Origin of the sequence: Paenibacillus sp. BR2-3, assembly GCF_046529485.1 — a bacterium.
GTDB lineage: Bacteria > Bacillota > Bacilli > Paenibacillales > Paenibacillaceae > Paenibacillus_AQ.
Window position 1 is genome coordinate 1,331,190 of sequence record NZ_CP126311.1, and the last position, 17,481, is coordinate 1,348,670.

General features: G+C 40.6%; 13 protein-coding genes and 1 pseudogene. 9 read left to right on the top strand and 5 right to left on the bottom strand.

Going from position 1 to position 17,481, the window contains the following annotated elements; all coding sequences use genetic code 11:
* Window positions 1-368 precede the first annotated feature (368 nt).
* Both PaeBR_RS06385 and PaeBR_RS06390 read left to right on the top strand, forming a co-directional pair.
* Window positions 369-6,242: an RHS repeat-associated core domain-containing protein gene (locus tag PaeBR_RS06385; protein WP_410514027.1), complete on the top strand. Its 5,874-nt coding sequence runs from the start codon at window positions 369-371 to the stop codon at window positions 6,240-6,242.
* 12 nt (window positions 6,243-6,254) lie between these two features.
* Window positions 6,255-6,503 carry a DUF1871 family protein gene (locus tag PaeBR_RS06390; RefSeq protein WP_410514028.1) on the top strand — a complete coding sequence of 83 codons (249 nt, stop codon included), beginning with the start codon at window positions 6,255-6,257 and terminating at the stop codon, window positions 6,501-6,503.
* Between the two features lie 256 nt (window positions 6,504-6,759).
* Here PaeBR_RS06390 and PaeBR_RS06395 read toward each other — a convergent pair whose 3' ends face one another.
* Window positions 6,760-7,497, bottom strand: coding sequence for an ExeA family protein (locus tag PaeBR_RS06395; protein WP_410515096.1), 738 nt, complete (start codon window positions 7,495-7,497; stop codon window positions 6,760-6,762).
* 491 nt (window positions 7,498-7,988) lie between these two features.
* Here PaeBR_RS06395 and PaeBR_RS06400 point away from each other — a divergent pair, with 491 nt between their 5' ends.
* From PaeBR_RS06400 to PaeBR_RS06415, 4 genes and pseudogenes are all read left to right on the top strand, one after another.
* Window positions 7,989-8,498 carry a DUF2247 family protein gene (locus PaeBR_RS06400; RefSeq protein WP_410514029.1) on the top strand — a complete coding sequence of 170 codons (510 nt, stop codon included), beginning with the start codon at window positions 7,989-7,991 and terminating at the stop codon, window positions 8,496-8,498.
* A 552-nt stretch (window positions 8,499-9,050) separates the two neighbouring features.
* A pseudogene (locus tag PaeBR_RS06405) lies at window positions 9,051-9,149 on the top strand (RNA polymerase subunit sigma-70); the annotation flags it as partial.
* Window positions 9,150-9,485: 336 nt separating this feature from the next.
* The gene (locus tag PaeBR_RS06410) at window positions 9,486-10,121 is read left to right on the top strand and encodes a DUF4433 domain-containing protein (RefSeq protein WP_410514030.1); all 636 of its coding nucleotides are present in this window, start codon (window positions 9,486-9,488) and stop codon (window positions 10,119-10,121) included.
* 12 nt (window positions 10,122-10,133) lie between these two features.
* Window positions 10,134-11,168, top strand: coding sequence for a macro domain-containing protein (locus PaeBR_RS06415; protein WP_410514031.1), 1,035 nt, complete (start codon window positions 10,134-10,136; stop codon window positions 11,166-11,168).
* Between the two features lie 51 nt (window positions 11,169-11,219).
* On the opposite strand, the gene PaeBR_RS06420 is transcribed toward PaeBR_RS06415, so the two are convergent.
* From PaeBR_RS06420 to PaeBR_RS06430, 3 genes are read right to left on the bottom strand one after another with little or no spacing between them, the layout of a single operon-like run.
* Window positions 11,220-12,146, bottom strand: a complete 927-nt coding sequence (locus tag PaeBR_RS06420) for a tyrosine-type recombinase/integrase (protein ID WP_410514032.1) — start codon at window positions 12,144-12,146, stop codon at window positions 11,220-11,222.
* Between the two features lie 11 nt (window positions 12,147-12,157).
* On the bottom strand, window positions 12,158-13,252 hold the full coding sequence (locus PaeBR_RS06425) for a tyrosine-type recombinase/integrase (protein WP_410514033.1): 1,095 nt from the start codon (window positions 13,250-13,252) through the stop codon (window positions 12,158-12,160).
* A gap of 4 nt (window positions 13,253-13,256) precedes the next feature.
* The gene (locus tag PaeBR_RS06430; protein ID WP_410514034.1) at window positions 13,257-14,258 is read right to left on the bottom strand and encodes a tyrosine-type recombinase/integrase; all 1,002 of its coding nucleotides are present in this window, start codon (window positions 14,256-14,258) and stop codon (window positions 13,257-13,259) included.
* Here PaeBR_RS06430 and istA point away from each other — a divergent pair.
* From istA to istB, 3 genes are all read left to right on the top strand, one after another.
* Entirely contained in the window at window positions 14,226-15,341 is a 1,116-nt protein-coding gene (gene istA, locus PaeBR_RS06435) for an IS21 family transposase (RefSeq protein WP_410514035.1), read from the top strand. The two genes, PaeBR_RS06430 and istA, sit on opposite strands and share 33 nt — an antisense overlap.
* A 48-nt stretch (window positions 15,342-15,389) precedes the next feature.
* Window positions 15,390-15,671 carry a hypothetical protein gene (locus PaeBR_RS06440; RefSeq protein WP_410514036.1) on the top strand — a complete coding sequence of 94 codons (282 nt, stop codon included), beginning with the start codon at window positions 15,390-15,392 and terminating at the stop codon, window positions 15,669-15,671.
* An 88-nt stretch (window positions 15,672-15,759) separates the two neighbouring features.
* The gene (gene istB / locus PaeBR_RS06445; RefSeq protein WP_410514037.1) at window positions 15,760-16,503 is read left to right on the top strand and encodes an IS21-like element helper ATPase IstB; all 744 of its coding nucleotides are present in this window, start codon (window positions 15,760-15,762) and stop codon (window positions 16,501-16,503) included.
* A gap of 89 nt (window positions 16,504-16,592) precedes the next feature.
* On the opposite strand, the gene PaeBR_RS06450 is transcribed toward istB, so the two are convergent.
* A complete protein-coding gene (locus tag PaeBR_RS06450; protein WP_410514038.1) occupies window positions 16,593-17,363 on the bottom strand; it encodes a hypothetical protein in 771 nt (256 codons plus the stop codon).
* Window positions 17,364-17,481: the final 118 nt, after the last annotated feature.

Below are 17,481 nucleotides of genomic sequence, written 5' to 3' on the forward strand. Positions count from 1 at the left end.
TTTAGGATGAAAACGTACTCTCATCTGTTTTCGGATAAGATTTACGAAATTCTGCATCCAGATCCAACAGTCAAGTTCCTCTGTTTTAGAGATCTTTCAGCATTACACCAATTGCGCTTTTTGGACGCCTACATGAAACCGAGGATTTGTAATGGCCGTTTTGGTCGATGATCATTGACGAAATATACGAAATCACAGTTAACGGTATCTGTCTGTCTTTACTTAAACGCGCGATACCCCGCGTGCCCATTCAGTCCATGTACATCTAGTTCACGGGCTTATCCAATAGCGATTGTATGACTCCAACAGTTGATTCTTGAACATTCCCTGAGGGCCAATGGGTTCTCTTCTCTCCACATTTCCATATTGTGTGTGTAGATTTCAGTGCAATACTTATTGCGGCTGTTACAGTAACCGGCTACATCGCTGGATATGGGCTCTTGGATTTTCGCTCGATAATGTATTTCAGGCATTGTTTTACAAATATTGGTTTATTGTATCTATTATATTTAGGATACATTGGTGGAACACCTCAGCACTTCAGAACTGAAAATGAAAATGATGGGAGAATTTTTGTGACAAATGGATGGAAGAAATTCTTATTAGTTGTATTAATTCTTGCTCTAATGGTCCCTTCTCTTAATATTACACCGGCCAACGCAGGTACTGCCAAAGAGCTAAGCAAGCCAAATGAAAAGGGATTTTCCGCTAGTAATGATGAGATAACTACCATCATCAAAGGAATTGACCCTGTTCCTCAAACCATACAAATGACATCCGTAACCGGTGCGGTGTATGAGCCGGAATGGCGAAAAAAAGTACAGGAAAAATCTTTGAAGAGTTTTAACAAGCGACTACATAAACAAAATACATTCGTATACACCAAAAAAGACTTGGAAGAACTACTTCTTAATGGGGCAACCGAAGAAGATATTTACGTATCTGACCAATTAGGAAATGAATGGTTAACCCAACCACGTGAGTTAATTGAACGAAAAAAAGAGTTGAATCAGACATGGGAGGAGATTGAACAAAGCCTGAAATCTGAGAAGGAGGCAGAATTAAAAGAATTAATAAATGAAAATCCAAACATAGAAGCGAATTTGAAAAGAAAAAATAGAAGTTTAAGTACCGCTGAAGAAATTGAAATTATTAAAGCAGCTAAAAACAACAATAAGAAATCTATAGATGTAATCCTCCAAAGCTATGAACTGAATGGTAGCAACGAAAAGGCTAAAAATGAATCAGAAGTGAACTCTATCGATGAATTAACGTCAGTTACTGAGTCTACCTACAATTTATCAGTTACGGATTCCGTGTACTCTACGGACACCCTTAATAAAGTTTCTACAACACTGTTCATGACCAATTATTCACAGGATATAAATAGTATTTACAATGGTCTAATTACTCAGATGCAAATTAATCAGACCAAGAAGCCCCAATTCTCAGATCATAGTGGCTCTAGCGAGACCACGGATCCGGCATCAGGTAAAATGGTGTGGAAGAAAACAGATATCAGCTTACCCGGTAGAGACGGATTGAATTTAAACATTGGGGTCATGTTTGATTCTAATAACGCATTCCCTTACATGAAGAATTACAATTACGGATCTAATGACATGAAAAAGTATAACTATTTGATCTCCCGTTATGACCTGGGCATGGGGTGGTCGTTCATGTTCCCTTCCATTCAAATGGCTGAGGGCGGATATATGTATTATCATCGTGGAGATGGAGCCGTATATCAGATAGATTTGAGCGCAACGGATGCCGTGGGGAGTTATACTCATTTAGTTGGTTACTCCGGGAAGGACCTACGCCTGGTTCAGGACTATCAGGGTTTATTTAGTAATGGACAAGGAACTTCTGCTTATTATTTAGAATATGCCGATAAAAAACGGGAATATTTTGCGATGGACGGCCGGTTGCTTGGGATTGTGGATCGTTATGGCAACGTGATTAAGTTTCAGCATACCGATCGCACGGTCTACGATGGACAAACGTATAAAGTGATTTCCTCAATCACCGATACGATGGGGCGTATCGTAAACTTTGCGTATCAGTCAACCCTTCAGACACCGGATGATGCCAATTTTGCCGGAGAATCTATTGTCGTCACGGTTAAAGATCTGAATGGCACAGACCAGCAGCATGTGACGTATATGAAATCCAGGGCGAGTTTAGCACTAAATGGTCAATTTCAGGGATATGTACCTGCATTCCAGTATATTCAAAGCGCCAATAATGAAAAAGTCAGCTTTCATTATGTGAATGATGGGTATACCAATTTTGACTACTCGCGAAAGCAATATCTGAGTTCGTATACTAGTACGAATTTTTCCGCGTTGCTACAACTGATTCAATATCCGCGTTCTGTGACTTGGTTTCAATATGAGAAGTTCTCCAGTAATTTGGGGGAAGCTGGCTTTACGGAAGAATTCCGTGTCAAGACAAGAAAAGATACATTATTTAAATACGAAGCTAGCAGTGGTGACTTTAGCACTTCCAGTGCAGATCCTGGATATAATCAAATAAATTATACGTATACTGGTGACTATACCGGCTACACATCAAATTATGGTGTGCCAAGCGCTTATACCTACTCTAGTACCTCGACGATTCAGAGTACATCTGCGATGAATGGGTTATCAACTACCAGTCTATTTAATCAGGATGGGCAGACCCTGTCCACGACGACTAGAGCCGCCAATGGAGAACGAACCGTTGTTACCAATCAAAGCTTTGATCCAACATACAAAAGTAAGCCTACCCAGATCCAGACCTCAGATTATAGTAGTGACAATGACGCTTCACCGAATCAACTGTATTCCCAATTGAGTTATACTGACTGGGGAGGAACAAAGAGCGAGACGAAGTCTTTAACCCAGGCCCAGTTTAATGATGCTGCAACCAAAGAGAAATACACTGTCTCATATACGTATGATCCCAACTTTTATTTTCTAAAAACGAAATCTTCGTATCAAAATAATAATACGCTGTTAACCGAGCAGTACGATTATTATGCGAATGGTCGTGTGAAGAGTTATACCAATGCCAAAAATGAAGTGACAAGCTATTCTTATACGGCTATCGACGGAAGTACGATAACATCTAACTTCTCGAACCCCAATGTTAATGTAGTTGGAAAGCTGATGAGCATCCGGGAAACCAAAAATTTAGAGAACGGCAAACAAGCTATAACTACGAGTAATCTATTCGCAGATACCAATTATGTGTATCCGGGTGAAGTGATCAGCACCTTTACGACGAAAGACAGCACAGGACAAAATATCACCCAGACCGTAAAGAAAACTATGACCTATGATTTAGCCACCGGTTTAATCCGGACAGAAAGCGATGGAAATGGCAACGTGACTTCGTACGCCTATGATGCATTAGGTCGGATTACGAATGTGACGTATCCAAGCTTCAAGAATCTGAACAATGTGGCCTATAGTGTTTCAGATGAATATTCCTATGAAAATACCAATACACCCGCCGATATAGACTCGCAGAACTCGGGAACGCTTAGTTTATGGGTTCATTACAACCGCAAGTATACGGAAACCGCGACGGGTAAGGTGACCCTGTTATCGAACCAGAATTCATTTTATGACGGACTGGGCTTTTTAATGTATGGTCAGCAGTTCAGTGAGGGGCAGGTACAGACCACCCAATACCGTGCGGATGATCTCGGGCATGCTATTTATCAACTGGATCCAATGGGGAATACCGTAACCAATGCTTATGATGCATGGGGTGCAGAAAAAGAAGCGCTTGATGCGTATGGAAATCTTTATGTATCGGAATCTCGACTGAAATCCCGTCAATTGGTGAATTATTTTATAGCTGCCGGAGATGTTGCAAGCTACCGTAGTAATCCGTCCCAAAACAGCCTAAAATCCAGCTATGTGGAGCAAGATTATGACCATTGGGGTCAACTCATTACGAACCGGGTGTATAAAGATTGGCCGAATGTAAGTGCACCTTCGACCGAAAGCTATACCTATGACATTGCTGGAAATCTAGTGAATTATGTCGATCCAAAGCGTAATCTGAATGGAGAGGGTGTCACTACGAAGTATTCGTATGACGCGCTCAATCGATTAAACGAAGTGAAGAATGCATTGGGAGAAATCTCGAAGTATCAGTATGATGCAAATGGGCAAATCATCGGCTCAACCTTGCAAAGCAATGAATTCAGTTCTCCGATTACAATCAGCGCCAAAACGTTCAACGAAATCGGATCATTGGCTTCAAAGGCAGATCCGGCGGCCCAAGAAACCTCTTACATGTACAACAACCTAGGTCAACTTAAGCAAATGAATGATCGTAACGGAAGTGTGTTTACGTATCAGTACGATGAGCAGAATCGTATGACGATACAAAATGCAATAGGTACAACAGGGGAAACCCAGCAGATCAAGACTATCATTGGTAGCAATGGAATTCTGTACGACACCCAAGAAAAATACACGAATGGTACCCAAATATCTTCATTGACCACCCAGATGGATGGTTTGAAGCGAATTGTATCTATTCAAATGCAGGGTGCGAACAGTTATTCCTCGAGTCTGCAATTAAATTATGACAAGAACAATCGGATCAGTCTGCTAAATGTAAGCGGAGACGGTTCAACTGGTGTATTTTCCACTCGGTATAAATACGATAAATCCAGACTGGATAAGGTGCAGACCGACGGTCAATCAACCCTGAATGAGTCGGATGCGGCCAATGTGAAATACACCTACTATCCCAATGGACAAATTCAGTCTATAACGTACCCTCCGTTAGCAGATGGAAGTGTTCTACGGACTGAGTATATCTACAATAATTTAAACCGGTTAACAACCATTGCGAATAAAAAAGGTTCGTCCTTGTTATCCTCCTCCAGTTATAGTTATGATGAGAATGGTAATATCCTAACTACAACTCAAACGGCAAGTAATCAACCGACACAAACGAATACGTACACTTACGATAAACTGAATCGCCTGGAGAGTATCGTACGTAGTGACGGGTCCTCAGTGAACTATACGTATGATTTGCGGGGGAACAGATCGACATTAATCGATACAGCCAATGATTCATTTGATATATCTGATACTGGCTATCGATATGATTTGTTTAATACATTAATCGCTACAACTAAAGGTAACAGCACTACAACGTTCGAATATAGTGCAGATGGCATGCGGTATAAGAAAATAACTGGAACTAGTGTGAATCAATACCGGTATAATACAAATCGGGAAGTAATCTCGGAAGTAAACGAAAGTAACGCTGTTACAGCAGATTACGTTCGTGGAGACCGCTTGTTGGTTAAGAAGGATAGGTTATCGAATAAAGAGTATTACTATCTCTATAATGGTCATGGTGATGTGATTCAAATCGTAGATAAGAGTGGGACCATCGTTAACTTCTACGCTTATGATGAGTGGGGGAATATCACCAGTCAGGTAGAAGGAACGCAGAATTCCTTCAAGTACGCCGGAGAGATCTATGATGAGGAAACCGGACTTTATTATCTACGGGCACGGTATTACGATCCTAGTGTAGGGCGTTTTATAAATGAGGATACGTATGAGGGGCAGATTACAAATCCGCTGAGTTTGAATTTGTATACGTATGTGAGTAATAATCCGTTGATTTACTCCGATCCAACGGGACATAGGCAAGAATGGGGTTCAGGTGGGGGCGGAATGGGGAATTCCAATTACGTTGACCTTACATCTTTAACACAGATTCAATTGTCAGCAATTATTACAGATAATAATCAGCCTAAGGCAACAAGACAGGGGGCAATGGATGAAATTGTAAGGAGAAACTTTTTGTTAGTTGAAAATGGAGTGTTTATAGCCGCAAAAGGTGTTAAAGCAGCTATAAATGGCGTAAAGAAAGCAATGAAAGTAGAGGGAACTATCAAGGTTGCGAAAATAGGCGATAGCTTTGGAAAAGCAGGAACACTTGTAGAAAATCCTGGAACTAAAATTGATTGGTCAAAAGTCACTTCACACGGCTTGGAAAGAATGACTTTGCGAGGAGTGACGAAAGAGATGGCTGAATCTTGGGTTAGGAACGGAAAAGCCCTTTCTCAAAACAATGGGAGCAAACATTTATTCTTCTCCAAAGAAGGAGCCGCTGTGGTTGCCAACGATGGAACGCTTGTAACAGTAATTCCCAAGAGTAAATTTGATGATGTGTACAAGGTACTCTCAATATCCCTATTTGGTAAATAAGTGAGGAATTATATGGATAATAAAATTATCAAAATAATCAACAATTGGAATCCAATTGAAATACACCCTTTGTTGCAGGATGAATATCATACTGAATCCAAACGAATTCAGTATGCCGCTTTGGATTCAGTATCAGTTGAAACACTATCTAAAGAGGTGTTTAGTATATTTAAGAATAGTTTTGGAAAAGAATTTACCAAATCCATTGAAGAGTGCAAGGTAATTGCAGAAGAGATATTAAGATGCAAGTTTGAAAACTAACAGATATTAACCTTGTTGGCTAAATGTCTTCAAGGTTTCTTTTTTTGGTGGAGAGGGTGTCGAATGAATCCATCATTCAACCAATAACACACGTAACCCATGTAATACCACTACAAGAATTTCCTCGTTTCCTTTGTACGCACATAAATGCTCGAATAGTGTTACTGCTAAACCATAATGTCCAGAGATTGACGGTGTAAATTGTCCTGCTGGTGACGGCCAATGTGTCCGCAGCCAGATAGAAAAACAGGGAGAATCATGACAATTCTCCCTGGATCACGCGCTTGACCATATGGTCGTCCACAATCCGGTGCTTGTTCTGTGCGCCGTAGATTAGAGCGTGGGTGCACAGCTTGTTCACCAGCCGGGCGGCTCCGCTGGAAAAACGGTAGATTTCATCCACCGCCGCCTCCGTAAACAGTTCATGCTCCGCACCCGCAGCGCTCAGATGCCTGTCTACATACGCGCCAATCTCCGCCCGGTCCATATGCGGAAGGTAGCACTGCATATCAATCCGCTGGCGAATCGCCGCGTACGCTTGCAGCCCCAATCGGTCCCACAGCTCGCTTTGCCCTACCAGAATCAGAGCCATGGGACTTTGTGAATCCATTTTCATGTTCAGTAGAAAGCGCAGTTCCTCCAGCATCTCTCGGTCCAGCAAATGCGCCTCGTCAACCACCACGACCGGCTGCAACCGGTGAATCCCACGCATGAGCTCAATCTCCCGGTGCAACTGCCGTTTCGCATCCCCCCGGTAAAACTTCGACTCACATCCAAGCTGCTCCAACAGCCCTTTGTAGAAGTGACGCGGCGTCAGCTTCGAATCGGACAGGTAGAGCAGCTTGAATTTCGCCTCGTCCAGTTCCTCGGAAAGTCGCCTTATCGTCGTCGTTTTCCCGGTACCGCAATCGCCCGTTGGGTAAAAGCTGGAGAAGGGGTTTTTACAGCTGTTGATTATTATACAGGCGGAGCAATTAGTGATTATGTGAATAATTACAGCGGAAAGTCATGGACCGCTAAACAGTTTTTAGATGCGGGAGGAATATTCATTCAATTTATCCCGATATCAGCGGCTGAAGCGACAGCTCTAAAAGTCGGTCAGACAGCTGAAAAAGCAGGAGTAAGCCTAATCCAAAAAGCAGGGCAGTGGATTAAGGTTGTTTTTAAAGGCGAGGCTAGAGTTGTCGAGATAAATAACCCAGTACTTGAAAGCGTCCGTACGGGCAGTGCTTTGAAGTTAGATGCTCAACATGCTTTTAATGACATTATTGATAATTATGCTACTTGGGCGCAAGAATTTGATTTAGTGGGCAATGATAAAGTCATAAGACAACTTTATCAAGTAAAAGGTTCACTTAATGGAAAAGAAGGTATTTTTGAGTGGATCGTTGACCCCGACCCATTAAAAGGAGTAACTCATAGAAGATTTATTGAAGGTGTGGAAATAACGGGTAAGCCAAATGCATTTCCAAAGAGGTGAATACAGTGTACAATTTTGAATTTTTTGAGCAATTTTCAATTCCATTTAGTTGGTCTACTTTATTGGCTGGATTAAAACTCAATTTCTTATCAGTTGAGCAGGTTGATGATTATGCAGTGAAGTATATTTCTGAGAATCCTGAAGTGGAAAGTGAATTCTTGTTAGAACTTGCATGGGAAAAGAAGAATTATGAAGAAGTTTTCCTTCTTATAGAAAAATTCCTAATTGAAAATGGTATTACAAATATTCCTAATATTGAAGAGCAAAAATGGAGGTACTGTATCTTACAAAACATCCGCAATGAAACACAGGATTATAATTTGCTCTTTGAGAAATTTGCAGAAGTGTATAGTACCTTTAATTATCCTGAGGATATGGAGGAACTGATATACTACAACGAGCCTAAAGATGGTTATAATGTTTTATTACACACGAAAGAGGATAATATCAACCGATTGCTTTTTAAAATTGATACATTTTTAACATCAGAAAAGAAAAGATTATCCTTCTGCTAATCGTGAGCCACATGTGAGCAAACCTCCATGTGGTTTCTTTTTGTCCCTATTAAGCTCCCCCACCCAGTGCCGAATGGACTGAATCGGTTCATTCAAATAAACTTTATTGTCGTATTTTCACGATAGCTATTTCTCCGATTTAAGTGTACGCACATAAAAAACTATAATATTATCCCCATATATCAAAAGCCAACTGAACAGCCCATGCACAGAACCCTCAGTTACCACCACAAAAATCGGAATATGGGAATGACTCGCTGAACCGCCTTGTCGATTACACGGTCTGATAGCAGAAATAATTCAGTCTCTACGGTGAGCAGGCTTGCTTGTGGATTGACAGGGACAAGAGAAACAGAGAGGCACATTAAGCTGATACCTAAAGCGCATAATCATTAAGAGTTAAATCGCTTAGGTCAGCGAGTGCTATGTCCATATTAGCAGATGCTGATCATCAGTCTTTTGCTGTCTCACTGTTTGATGTTCGATGAAGTGGTCGAAGGTTTATTCTAATTAATACTCATTTACATCGTATCGTGTCCATAACCTCAAGAAAAGGCTATTGAAAGCTACCGCCCCAACAAAGGGACGAAGCTGGCCACTTTTGCTGCCCGTTGTATTGAGAATGATATTCTAATTACAATAGTGGCGCTATTAATTTTAGGTTTATTTATGAAGTCACATCAGAGTATGTGGCTTTTTTTCATGAATTAGGATCAGTGAAAATTAGATGATGTTAGTGGGGAAAAGTATACTTTTACGTTTTTTCTATAGGAGTCGATGATTTTGATTAGGAATTCACCGTTTAAATTGGAGCAAAGTAGGTAATACATGTCTTTTGACTTAATTGATAAAATTGAGTATAATTGCGATGAAGCGAACGTATATTCTTATTTTCTTGATGATTGAATTATATCATTGATTAAGAGGAAAACCCGATCTTTTGTCGAATTAACTTTAAAACGTGAATTTGACATGGAGTGTAGCATAATGGTCCCGAATCCAACATTAATTTATCATATTACGAGCGTTGAAAATCTACACTCGATACTGGACAATAATGGACTCATCAGCATTAATAAGTTACAGAGGGATGGAAGCTCGTTTGTTAATATTGCTTTTGAGCAAATCCAGTCGAGACGTTCGGAGAAGCAAGTACCTTTACCTCCATATGGTAATTTACATGACTATGTTCCTTTTTATTTTGCGCCGCGATCTCCTATGTTGTACACAATTAAGCAAGGAAATGTCCCGCAATATCAAGAGGGACAAAGTCAGATTATTTATCTTGTATCTACTATACAGCAAGTTATCTCTGATCAAATCCCATTCGTATTCACTGATGGACATGCAATCATTAATTATTCTGAATTCTATAATGACACTGAGGATTTAGATCAAATTGACTGGGGCATAATGAACTCTCGATATTGGAATGATACTACAGATTATCCGGATAGGAAGCGAAAACGGCAGGCTGAGTTCTTAGCCTTCGAGTATTTCCCACTCGCCAGCATACTTGAAATCGGTGTAATCAATGGTAGTATTCATGATCAAACATCAAAGATCATTCAGGAAAAAGAAGTTTATATTCCCGTCAAAGTACGCAGAGATTGGTATTATTAAGGTGGTGAGAATGTGATTGAATATAAAAAAGGAAACTTGTTAGAAGCTGAGGCAGAAGCGCTGGTAAATACAGTGAATTGTGTCGGGGTTATGGGGAAGGGGATAGCCTTACAATTTAAACAAGCCTTTCCCAGTAATTTTAAGGAATATGCAAAAGCATGTAAAAACAATGCAGTCATGCCTGGGAAAATGTATGTGGTCCCTACAGGATACATGCTCAATCCTCAGTATATAATTAACTTTCCAACCAAACGGCATTGGAAGGAAAAGTCCAAAATTGAGGATATAAAGTCAGGGCTTATCGATTTTATAGACACTATTAAAGAGTACGGAATCAAGTCAGTTGCTGTCCCACCTTTAGGTTGCGGTAATGGTGGATTGAACTGGAGTCAAGTAAAACCCTTAATAGAAGCATCAGCTCAAGAGGTGCCGGATGTCTTATTTATGGTTTATCCTCCCGAGGGTAGTCCGGAGCCGGATAAAATGCGCGTAGGAACTGAAAAACCAAAATTAACACGGGCTAGAGCTCTTCTTATAATGCTAATGAACTTGTATGCTGCCCCGGGATACAAATTGTCTATGTTGGAGATTCAAAAGCTCGCCTATTTTCTACAAGAGTCAGGCGAAGATTTAAAGCTAAGATTTGTAAGTGCCCAATATGGTCCATATGCAGACAATCTAAATCATGTTCTTCAGCGACTTGAAGGGCATTTCATAAGAGGCTATGGAGATCGTAACAGAGATGCTCAGATCTATTTATTACCTGAAGTTATTAAGGAGGCGGAAGCTTACTTAAACTCGATCGAAGATGCCACCTCTGAGGAAAGACTTGAGAATACAAAAAAAATAATTGAAGGCTACGAAACACCGTATGGACTTGAATTATTAGCTACAACCGATTGGGTAATTAAACATAATCCGGATGCCCAGGCTAGTGAGGATCGTGCAATTGACCATTTTAAAGCATGGAATGATCGTAAGAAGAAAGTATTTAAAGAATCTCACATCAAGATGGCGTGGAGACACTTAACTTCAAATGAAATTTAAATGTCACAATATGAATGCCCTATCCAATTTAACTTGGCAGGGTATTTTTTCTTACTCCTCATCCAAAATCAAACTATCCGAAATCGATAGATATTCCAGCGTAGTTCCTAACAGCTCGTGTCTTAATTGTTGCTGAATTGCCCTCAAGTTCGCACCACTTTTAAGCATTAAGAATCCTGTAGTTCTTCTTAAGTCATGGGGAATGACTTTTCTATCAATTTCAGCTTTTTCAGAGATGGTCCTAACTATAGAAACTAATTGTTTATTCGAGAGTTTCCGATTATTCCTAGAGAATACATTTGGACTAAAATCTTTTTCAATAGTCTCCTTGTAATGTTTGAAGTGTTTCAGTTCATTTGTTAGGAATCGAGGAATAGCGATTCCCTTGGCGTTTGTTTTTTGACCTTTGTTAACGATCACCATGTTATTTTGAAAGTTGATCTGCTCAAATGAAAAGCAACATAGTTCATTGTTTCTTAGCCCGGTTGTAATAGCTGTCCAAAATAACAGATAATAATATTTGGAAAAAGGGTCTTCCAGAAGAGCTGCTTTCAGGAGCGCTTTACACTCAACTTCAGTCAAAAAATTAATATTTATATTTCGTTCATAATATTTGTTTGTATAATGGGCCATCGGGTTGTGACTTATCATGTTTACTCTATCAAGAAAGTTGAAAAAGCTCTTCAATGAACTGATTTTATTGTAAATTGTTTTGTTTGAAAGCCCTGGATTGGATGATACAAGATATTGAATAAATTGATCAATGAACGATTTATTAATCGGTTCAAAATCATTTGATTTAACATAATATGTAAATCGATCAAAATCCAGAATACCTTCAAAACCGTTCTCAATTAGAAATTCTTGAAGTGTAGTGAGAACCTTTATAGTTACTAGGCATGCTGGCTTTTTTAAGCCAGAGTGTTCACTCCAAGTTTTAAAATAAGTCGAGTCGAATACGACTCCAAAGAGTATCATTTGTCTCCACCTCAATCAAATAAATTGGCTGCTAACGAACGAGCAAAAGGATGTTTTTCGATTGCCTCCAAAAGCATGCTGTTAAAGAGCTCCAGATAAATGGTTGTTGTTTTTAGTGATCTATGCCCGAGAAATTTTGAAATACTAACAATATCAACGCCTCCCTCTAAAGCGAACAGTGCGAAAGAATGTCGTAAAGAGTGAACAGACAAACGCTCTTTCTCTTCTTTAGAAATGCTCTGCGCCTCAGTAATTAATCCATCTAAGATCTTTTGAACTGCACTATCACTAATTGGATTAACTCCTTTGTCAGTTGAAAAAACATACAAATCAGTGTATTTAGGATGGCTTTTAAGTGCGCCATATTTAAAGCCTACATATTTTCTAAGTAGTTCTAATGATGTAGCTGTAATCCTTCGAGGAACTTTTTGAAGTTTTTTTCCTTTTACACGCACTTCTATGTTCTGTGAGTTGTAGCAAATATCCTTGATTTGTAGTTGGGTTAACTCGTTAAGGCGAATACCACTCCCAAGAAACGTCCATAGGATGACAAAGTTTCTAAAACCATCGTTGGTTAGGCGCGACAAGTTTATAATTTCCTCAACTTGTTCCTTCGTAAAAGCTTTTGGAAGATCTTCATCAAACTCAACCTTAAGCACCAAGGTTTCCTTGATTTTTTTAATATCTATCTCGAAAAAACGTGTAAATGTAACAGTGAAAAAGTCTCTTAAAAAAGAAGACTTTTTAAATCTGGTATTTTGAGTTTTAACTGGCTTAAGATAATCCAGTAAAACTTTAGGATTGTTTTCAAATGAAAATAGATATGGAGCTTCAGGTAGCGAATTAATAAATGAAACAAACTGGTTCAATTCAGAGCGATACGTTTTTTGAGTTGCTTCGCTCTTTCGTGCAAATTCAGAACTTTGTAAGTACCAATGAACAGCTTCTCCAAACGTTATATCTTTCGGTTTTTTAGGCTCCTCTACGAAAATAAGATTGCTTTTTTCCAAAGCTTGCTTCATATTATCATGACTGTTGGTCGCAGCAAGTTTTTGCAATTGGGCCATTAGATTAGTAACAGGTGATAGGCCTTCTACTTTGAACATAAATTCATCTCCATATAGAATCGATTTTGTGCATTGCATCATTGAGCTCTTGATCTTGTCTATGCAAATATTTTGATGTAGTCTCAAGTCTGTCATGTCGAGCTAAACGTTTGACCAATTGCGGATGAACTTTTTTTCTGAGGCTAAGTTTTGTAATAAATGTATGCCTGAACAAATGAAGACCTCCAGGGAAATTCCATCCGGAAATCATCGCGTATAACCTGTATTTATCTAACATCTTTTTATAGAAAACTTTTTCAGGGCGGGTTCCCTTAAAAACAGACCCTTCACGAGAGCTAATTTTATGCAAATATTCAAAATATTGATAAAGTTTTTTCGGTAAGTGTAAAGGTACAGGTTTTCCAACTTTACCTTTACCACGGATTTTTATTATCCTTGCTTGGAAATTAATATCATCCCAAATAAGTCGCCCGGCTTCGCAGAAACGCAGTCCGAGATGAAGAAGCGATCCAAAGAACGCCATATCAAACTCTGGTTCATCAGAGTAACTAGCTATAGTATTGAAGAAATTTGACAATTGATCATCACTGGGAATATCTCGATGTATGTACCTCTCTGCGGTAATTCCTCTAATTGATCCGATATTCTTTGGAATAATTCTGGTGTTATACAGGTACTTAAAGAAAGAGATAACACAGTAGAATTTATTGCTGACAGTTATCTCGCTATAAAGGCCTTTTAAATGGCAACGTTTTAGGTAGTTCTCAAATTCTATAATATGGTCTCTTTCAATTAACCAAACTGGTATCCCATTCGCTGAAATTTCATTAAAACTAGCGTAATTTGAATACTCCGGAGCAAATTGAGCCATCGTTCCGGTGAGTGAGAGCCACCTCTCCGGCGTTTTTGAGCCACCCTTCCGGAAGAGAGAGCCATTGCATGGAACTCCTGCTAGAATGATTTTTATGCGTTGTTGAAAGATAGCGCAAATCATTCGTGAGGAGGTCATACCATGACCCCATATCGTGAAATCTTTCGGCTTCATAGCCAAGGGATTAGCCAACGTAACATCGCCCTCAGTTGCGCCTGCTCGCGCAACACCGTCTCCAAAATCATTCAACGAGCAGGAGAACTTGGGATTGTCTGGCCGTTAAAGAAAGATCTAACGGATGGTGAGTTTCGCCAGCGGCTGTTTGCTGAGGCGACCCAGGCTCCGACCCGCAAGCATCCGGATTACGCGTACATCCACAAGGAGATGGCTAAAAGCGGGGTAACGCTTAGTTTGCTTTGGAATGAGTATTGCGAGAACTGCCGAGCGAGCCAAGAGATTCCGCTCATGTATTCGCAATTCTGCCACCACTATCAGCAGTACACCATGAAATCGAACGCAACCATGCGTATCCAGCGTAAGCCAGGCGAACAGCTTGAAGTGGATTGGGCAGGGCAAACCGCGTCCATCATCGACCGTGAGACAGGCGAGATCATGACCATGTATGTTTTTGTTGGCGTGCTGGCCTACAGCCAGTATGCTTATGTGGAAGCCTTTGCTTCGCAAGATCAGGAGAGCTGGATTACCGCCCATATCCATATGTATCAATTCTTTGGTGGATCCACTCGTGTACTCATTCCGGACAATCTGAAGACGGGAGTAGAAAAAGCATCCGGGCACTCCCCAGTGATCAATAAGATCTATCATGAGATGGCTGAGCACTACAACACCGCCGTCATTCCTGCACGTGTCCGTAAACCAAAGGACAAGCCGAATGTGGAGGGAGCCGTTGGTGTAGCCTCCACATGGATTCTAGCGGCGCTACGTAAACAACAGTGTTTCAGTGTTGCTGAACTAAATCTAGCCATCCGGGAGAAACTCGATGCCTTAAATGCAAAGCCCTTTCAGAAAAAAGAAGGGAGCAGGCACAGTGTCTTTATGACGGAAGAAAAACCGTTCTTACTCTCCTTGCCTGCTACCCCCTATGAGTTGGCGACCTGGAAGACCGCCACTGTCCAATTCAATTATCATATAAGCGTTGAGAAAATGCACTACTCTATCCCCTATGAATATATTAAGCATCGCGTAGATGTACGAATGACGAGGGGCGTGATTGAAGTCTTCTACCAGAATAACTGAGTATGCTCCCACCCGCGCCTTCATGGAAAGCCGGGGCAGTACAGCACGGTGGAAGATCACATGCCGGAGAGCCATAAAAAATTCATCCAATGGAATGCGAACCGCTTTATCTCTTGGGCACAAAGTGTTGGCACGCATACTGCTGTTGCGGTCCAAGCGATCCTCAACTCCCATAAGGTAGAGCAGCAGGGCTACAGAAGCTGTATGGCCCTTCTCAAGCTTGCCGACAAACATGGCGTTATTCGCCTTGAAGCAGCCTGCGCCAGGGCATTGTCCTACACGCCAAGGCCTAGCTTAAACGATTCTAACCACCGGACAGGATCGGCTTGAAGCGCAGCCAGAAACACAAGAACCCTCATCCCCTTCTGAAAGCCATGGCTTCATCCGCGGCGCAGATTATTACGGGAGGGGTTAACCCATGGTGCATGAACCGACCCTACGCAAACTACACGAAATGCGCCTTTCCACTATGGCGGACGCCTATCAAAATCAATTGTTGGATCCAAACTTTCAAGCCCTTTCGTTTGAAGAGCGTTTTGGACTCCTGGTTGACACGGAATGGTCTAGAAGAAAGAACAATCGGCTGACCACGTTAATCCGCAAGGCAGACTTTCAACAAAGCAACGCGTACATTGAAGACGTTGAATATCACGCCGATCGCAAACTGGACCGGACACAGATCCTTCGCTTGGCAACCGGCACGTACATCCATGACAAACTCAATATCATCATTATGGGTGCGTCAGGTGCAGGTAAAACCTATCTGGCTTGTGCCTTCGGCATTGCCGCCTGTAGGAACTTCTACCCGGTCAAATATATACGCTTGCCCGAACTGTTAAATGAGCTGGCAGTCGCACGAGGGGAGGGGATCTTCCAAAGGGTGATGAAAAGTTATAAGAAGGTTCCTTTGTTGATCCTGGATGAATGGCTGCTTGTTTCGCTAAAAGAAAGCGAGGCCAGGGATCTACTTGAAATTGTAGAGGCACGCCATCAAAACGGGTCCACCCTATTCTGCTCACAGTTCGCTCCTGCCGGCTGGCATGGAAAAATTGGTGAAAGCACATTGGCAGATGCTATTCTCGACCGAATCGTACATTCATCCTACACGATCACAATCGAAGGCATGGACTCCATGCGTAAGCGCAAAGGACTTATCAACTAACCATTCCTACTTTTACGGGAGCTACCGATTACTGGTGGCTCCCACCACCGGAGAGGTGGCTCACTTTTCCCAGAGGACTGGCTCACTTATCACCGGAATGATGGCTCTATTTCATCGAAATATTCATAATTATCAACAAGCCAATTTAAAAATTGCATCACATTTCGATTTGTTTCCTTGGCATGGCCTTGTGTATAACCTTCCGATTCAAGTTCGTCATTGAATTTAATTAAAAATGGATGTAGATTAAGTTCATTTAGTTTAGGTCTAGTTTTAGTATTGATTTTGACTACACTAAACTTCTTGTTTGGAAAAAACAACTTCGCGATCTGACAAAAGAAAGACTTTCTTATTTCCGAATCGACATATTTCAAACAATGTTGAAAGCTCTGTTCTGTAATGTCTAAATCATTCAGATGCCATACCGGTTTTTTAATATATGTAGAGATTCGGTTTTGGAATTCCAACGCTACGGTGTAATAATTATAAAGTTTGATCGGTTCCTTTGATGTCTGAATCCGTTTCAAAAATATTTTCACTGTGTCCAATTTGATATTTGGCTGAACTCTGTTTTGCCATAACCAACCAGAGATGCTTCTTTTAGAATGGGAGGCATCAATAGAATCGTTGTAGTCATAATTAAATAGCGTATCCATAGTGTTCCTCACTTTGCTCTTACTAACGTCCCAAACGGCGTTAGTTATAGGATGATCATCGTGAGGACTTTTTATTCCATTTGTAATTATTTCTGTAGAAGAAGCATTCCACAGAAATAATTCTGTTCCTTTCCACAATTCGTTTTCTGCTACGAAGCTACTGTTCATTAAATCATTAATCACGTTTTTTGAATCTTGATCCATCAGGAAACCTCCTCAAATTGGGTATGTTTAAATTTCAAAAAGTTATAACAGAGGTGAGGAAATGGCAAATGTGCAACCCGTCGAAATCAAAGTTAATTTTGGATACAATCATAAAAAA

Bases quoted from the DNA above. Each gene is read 5' to 3' on its own strand.
- PaeBR_RS06390 (WP_410514028.1), top strand. From the start codon at position 6,255: ATGGATAATAAAATTATCAAAATAATCAACAATTGGAATCCAATTGAA.
- PaeBR_RS06410 (WP_410514030.1), top strand. From the start codon at position 9,486: ATGGTCCCGAATCCAACATTAATTTATCATATTACGAGCGTTGAAAAT.
- PaeBR_RS06420 (WP_410514032.1), bottom strand. From the start codon at position 12,146: ATGATACTCTTTGGAGTCGTATTCGACTCGACTTATTTTAAAACTTGG.
- PaeBR_RS06425 (WP_410514033.1), bottom strand. From the start codon at position 13,252: ATGTTCAAAGTAGAAGGCCTATCACCTGTTACTAATCTAATGGCCCAA.
- istA (WP_410514035.1), top strand. From the start codon at position 14,226: ATGACCCCATATCGTGAAATCTTTCGGCTTCATAGCCAAGGGATTAGC.
- PaeBR_RS06430 (WP_410514034.1), bottom strand. From the start codon at position 14,258: ATGAAGCCGAAAGATTTCACGATATGGGGTCATGGTATGACCTCCTCA.
- istB (WP_410514037.1), top strand. From the start codon at position 15,760: ATGGTGCATGAACCGACCCTACGCAAACTACACGAAATGCGCCTTTCC.
- PaeBR_RS06450 (WP_410514038.1), bottom strand. From the start codon at position 17,363: ATGGATCAAGATTCAAAAAACGTGATTAATGATTTAATGAACAGTAGC.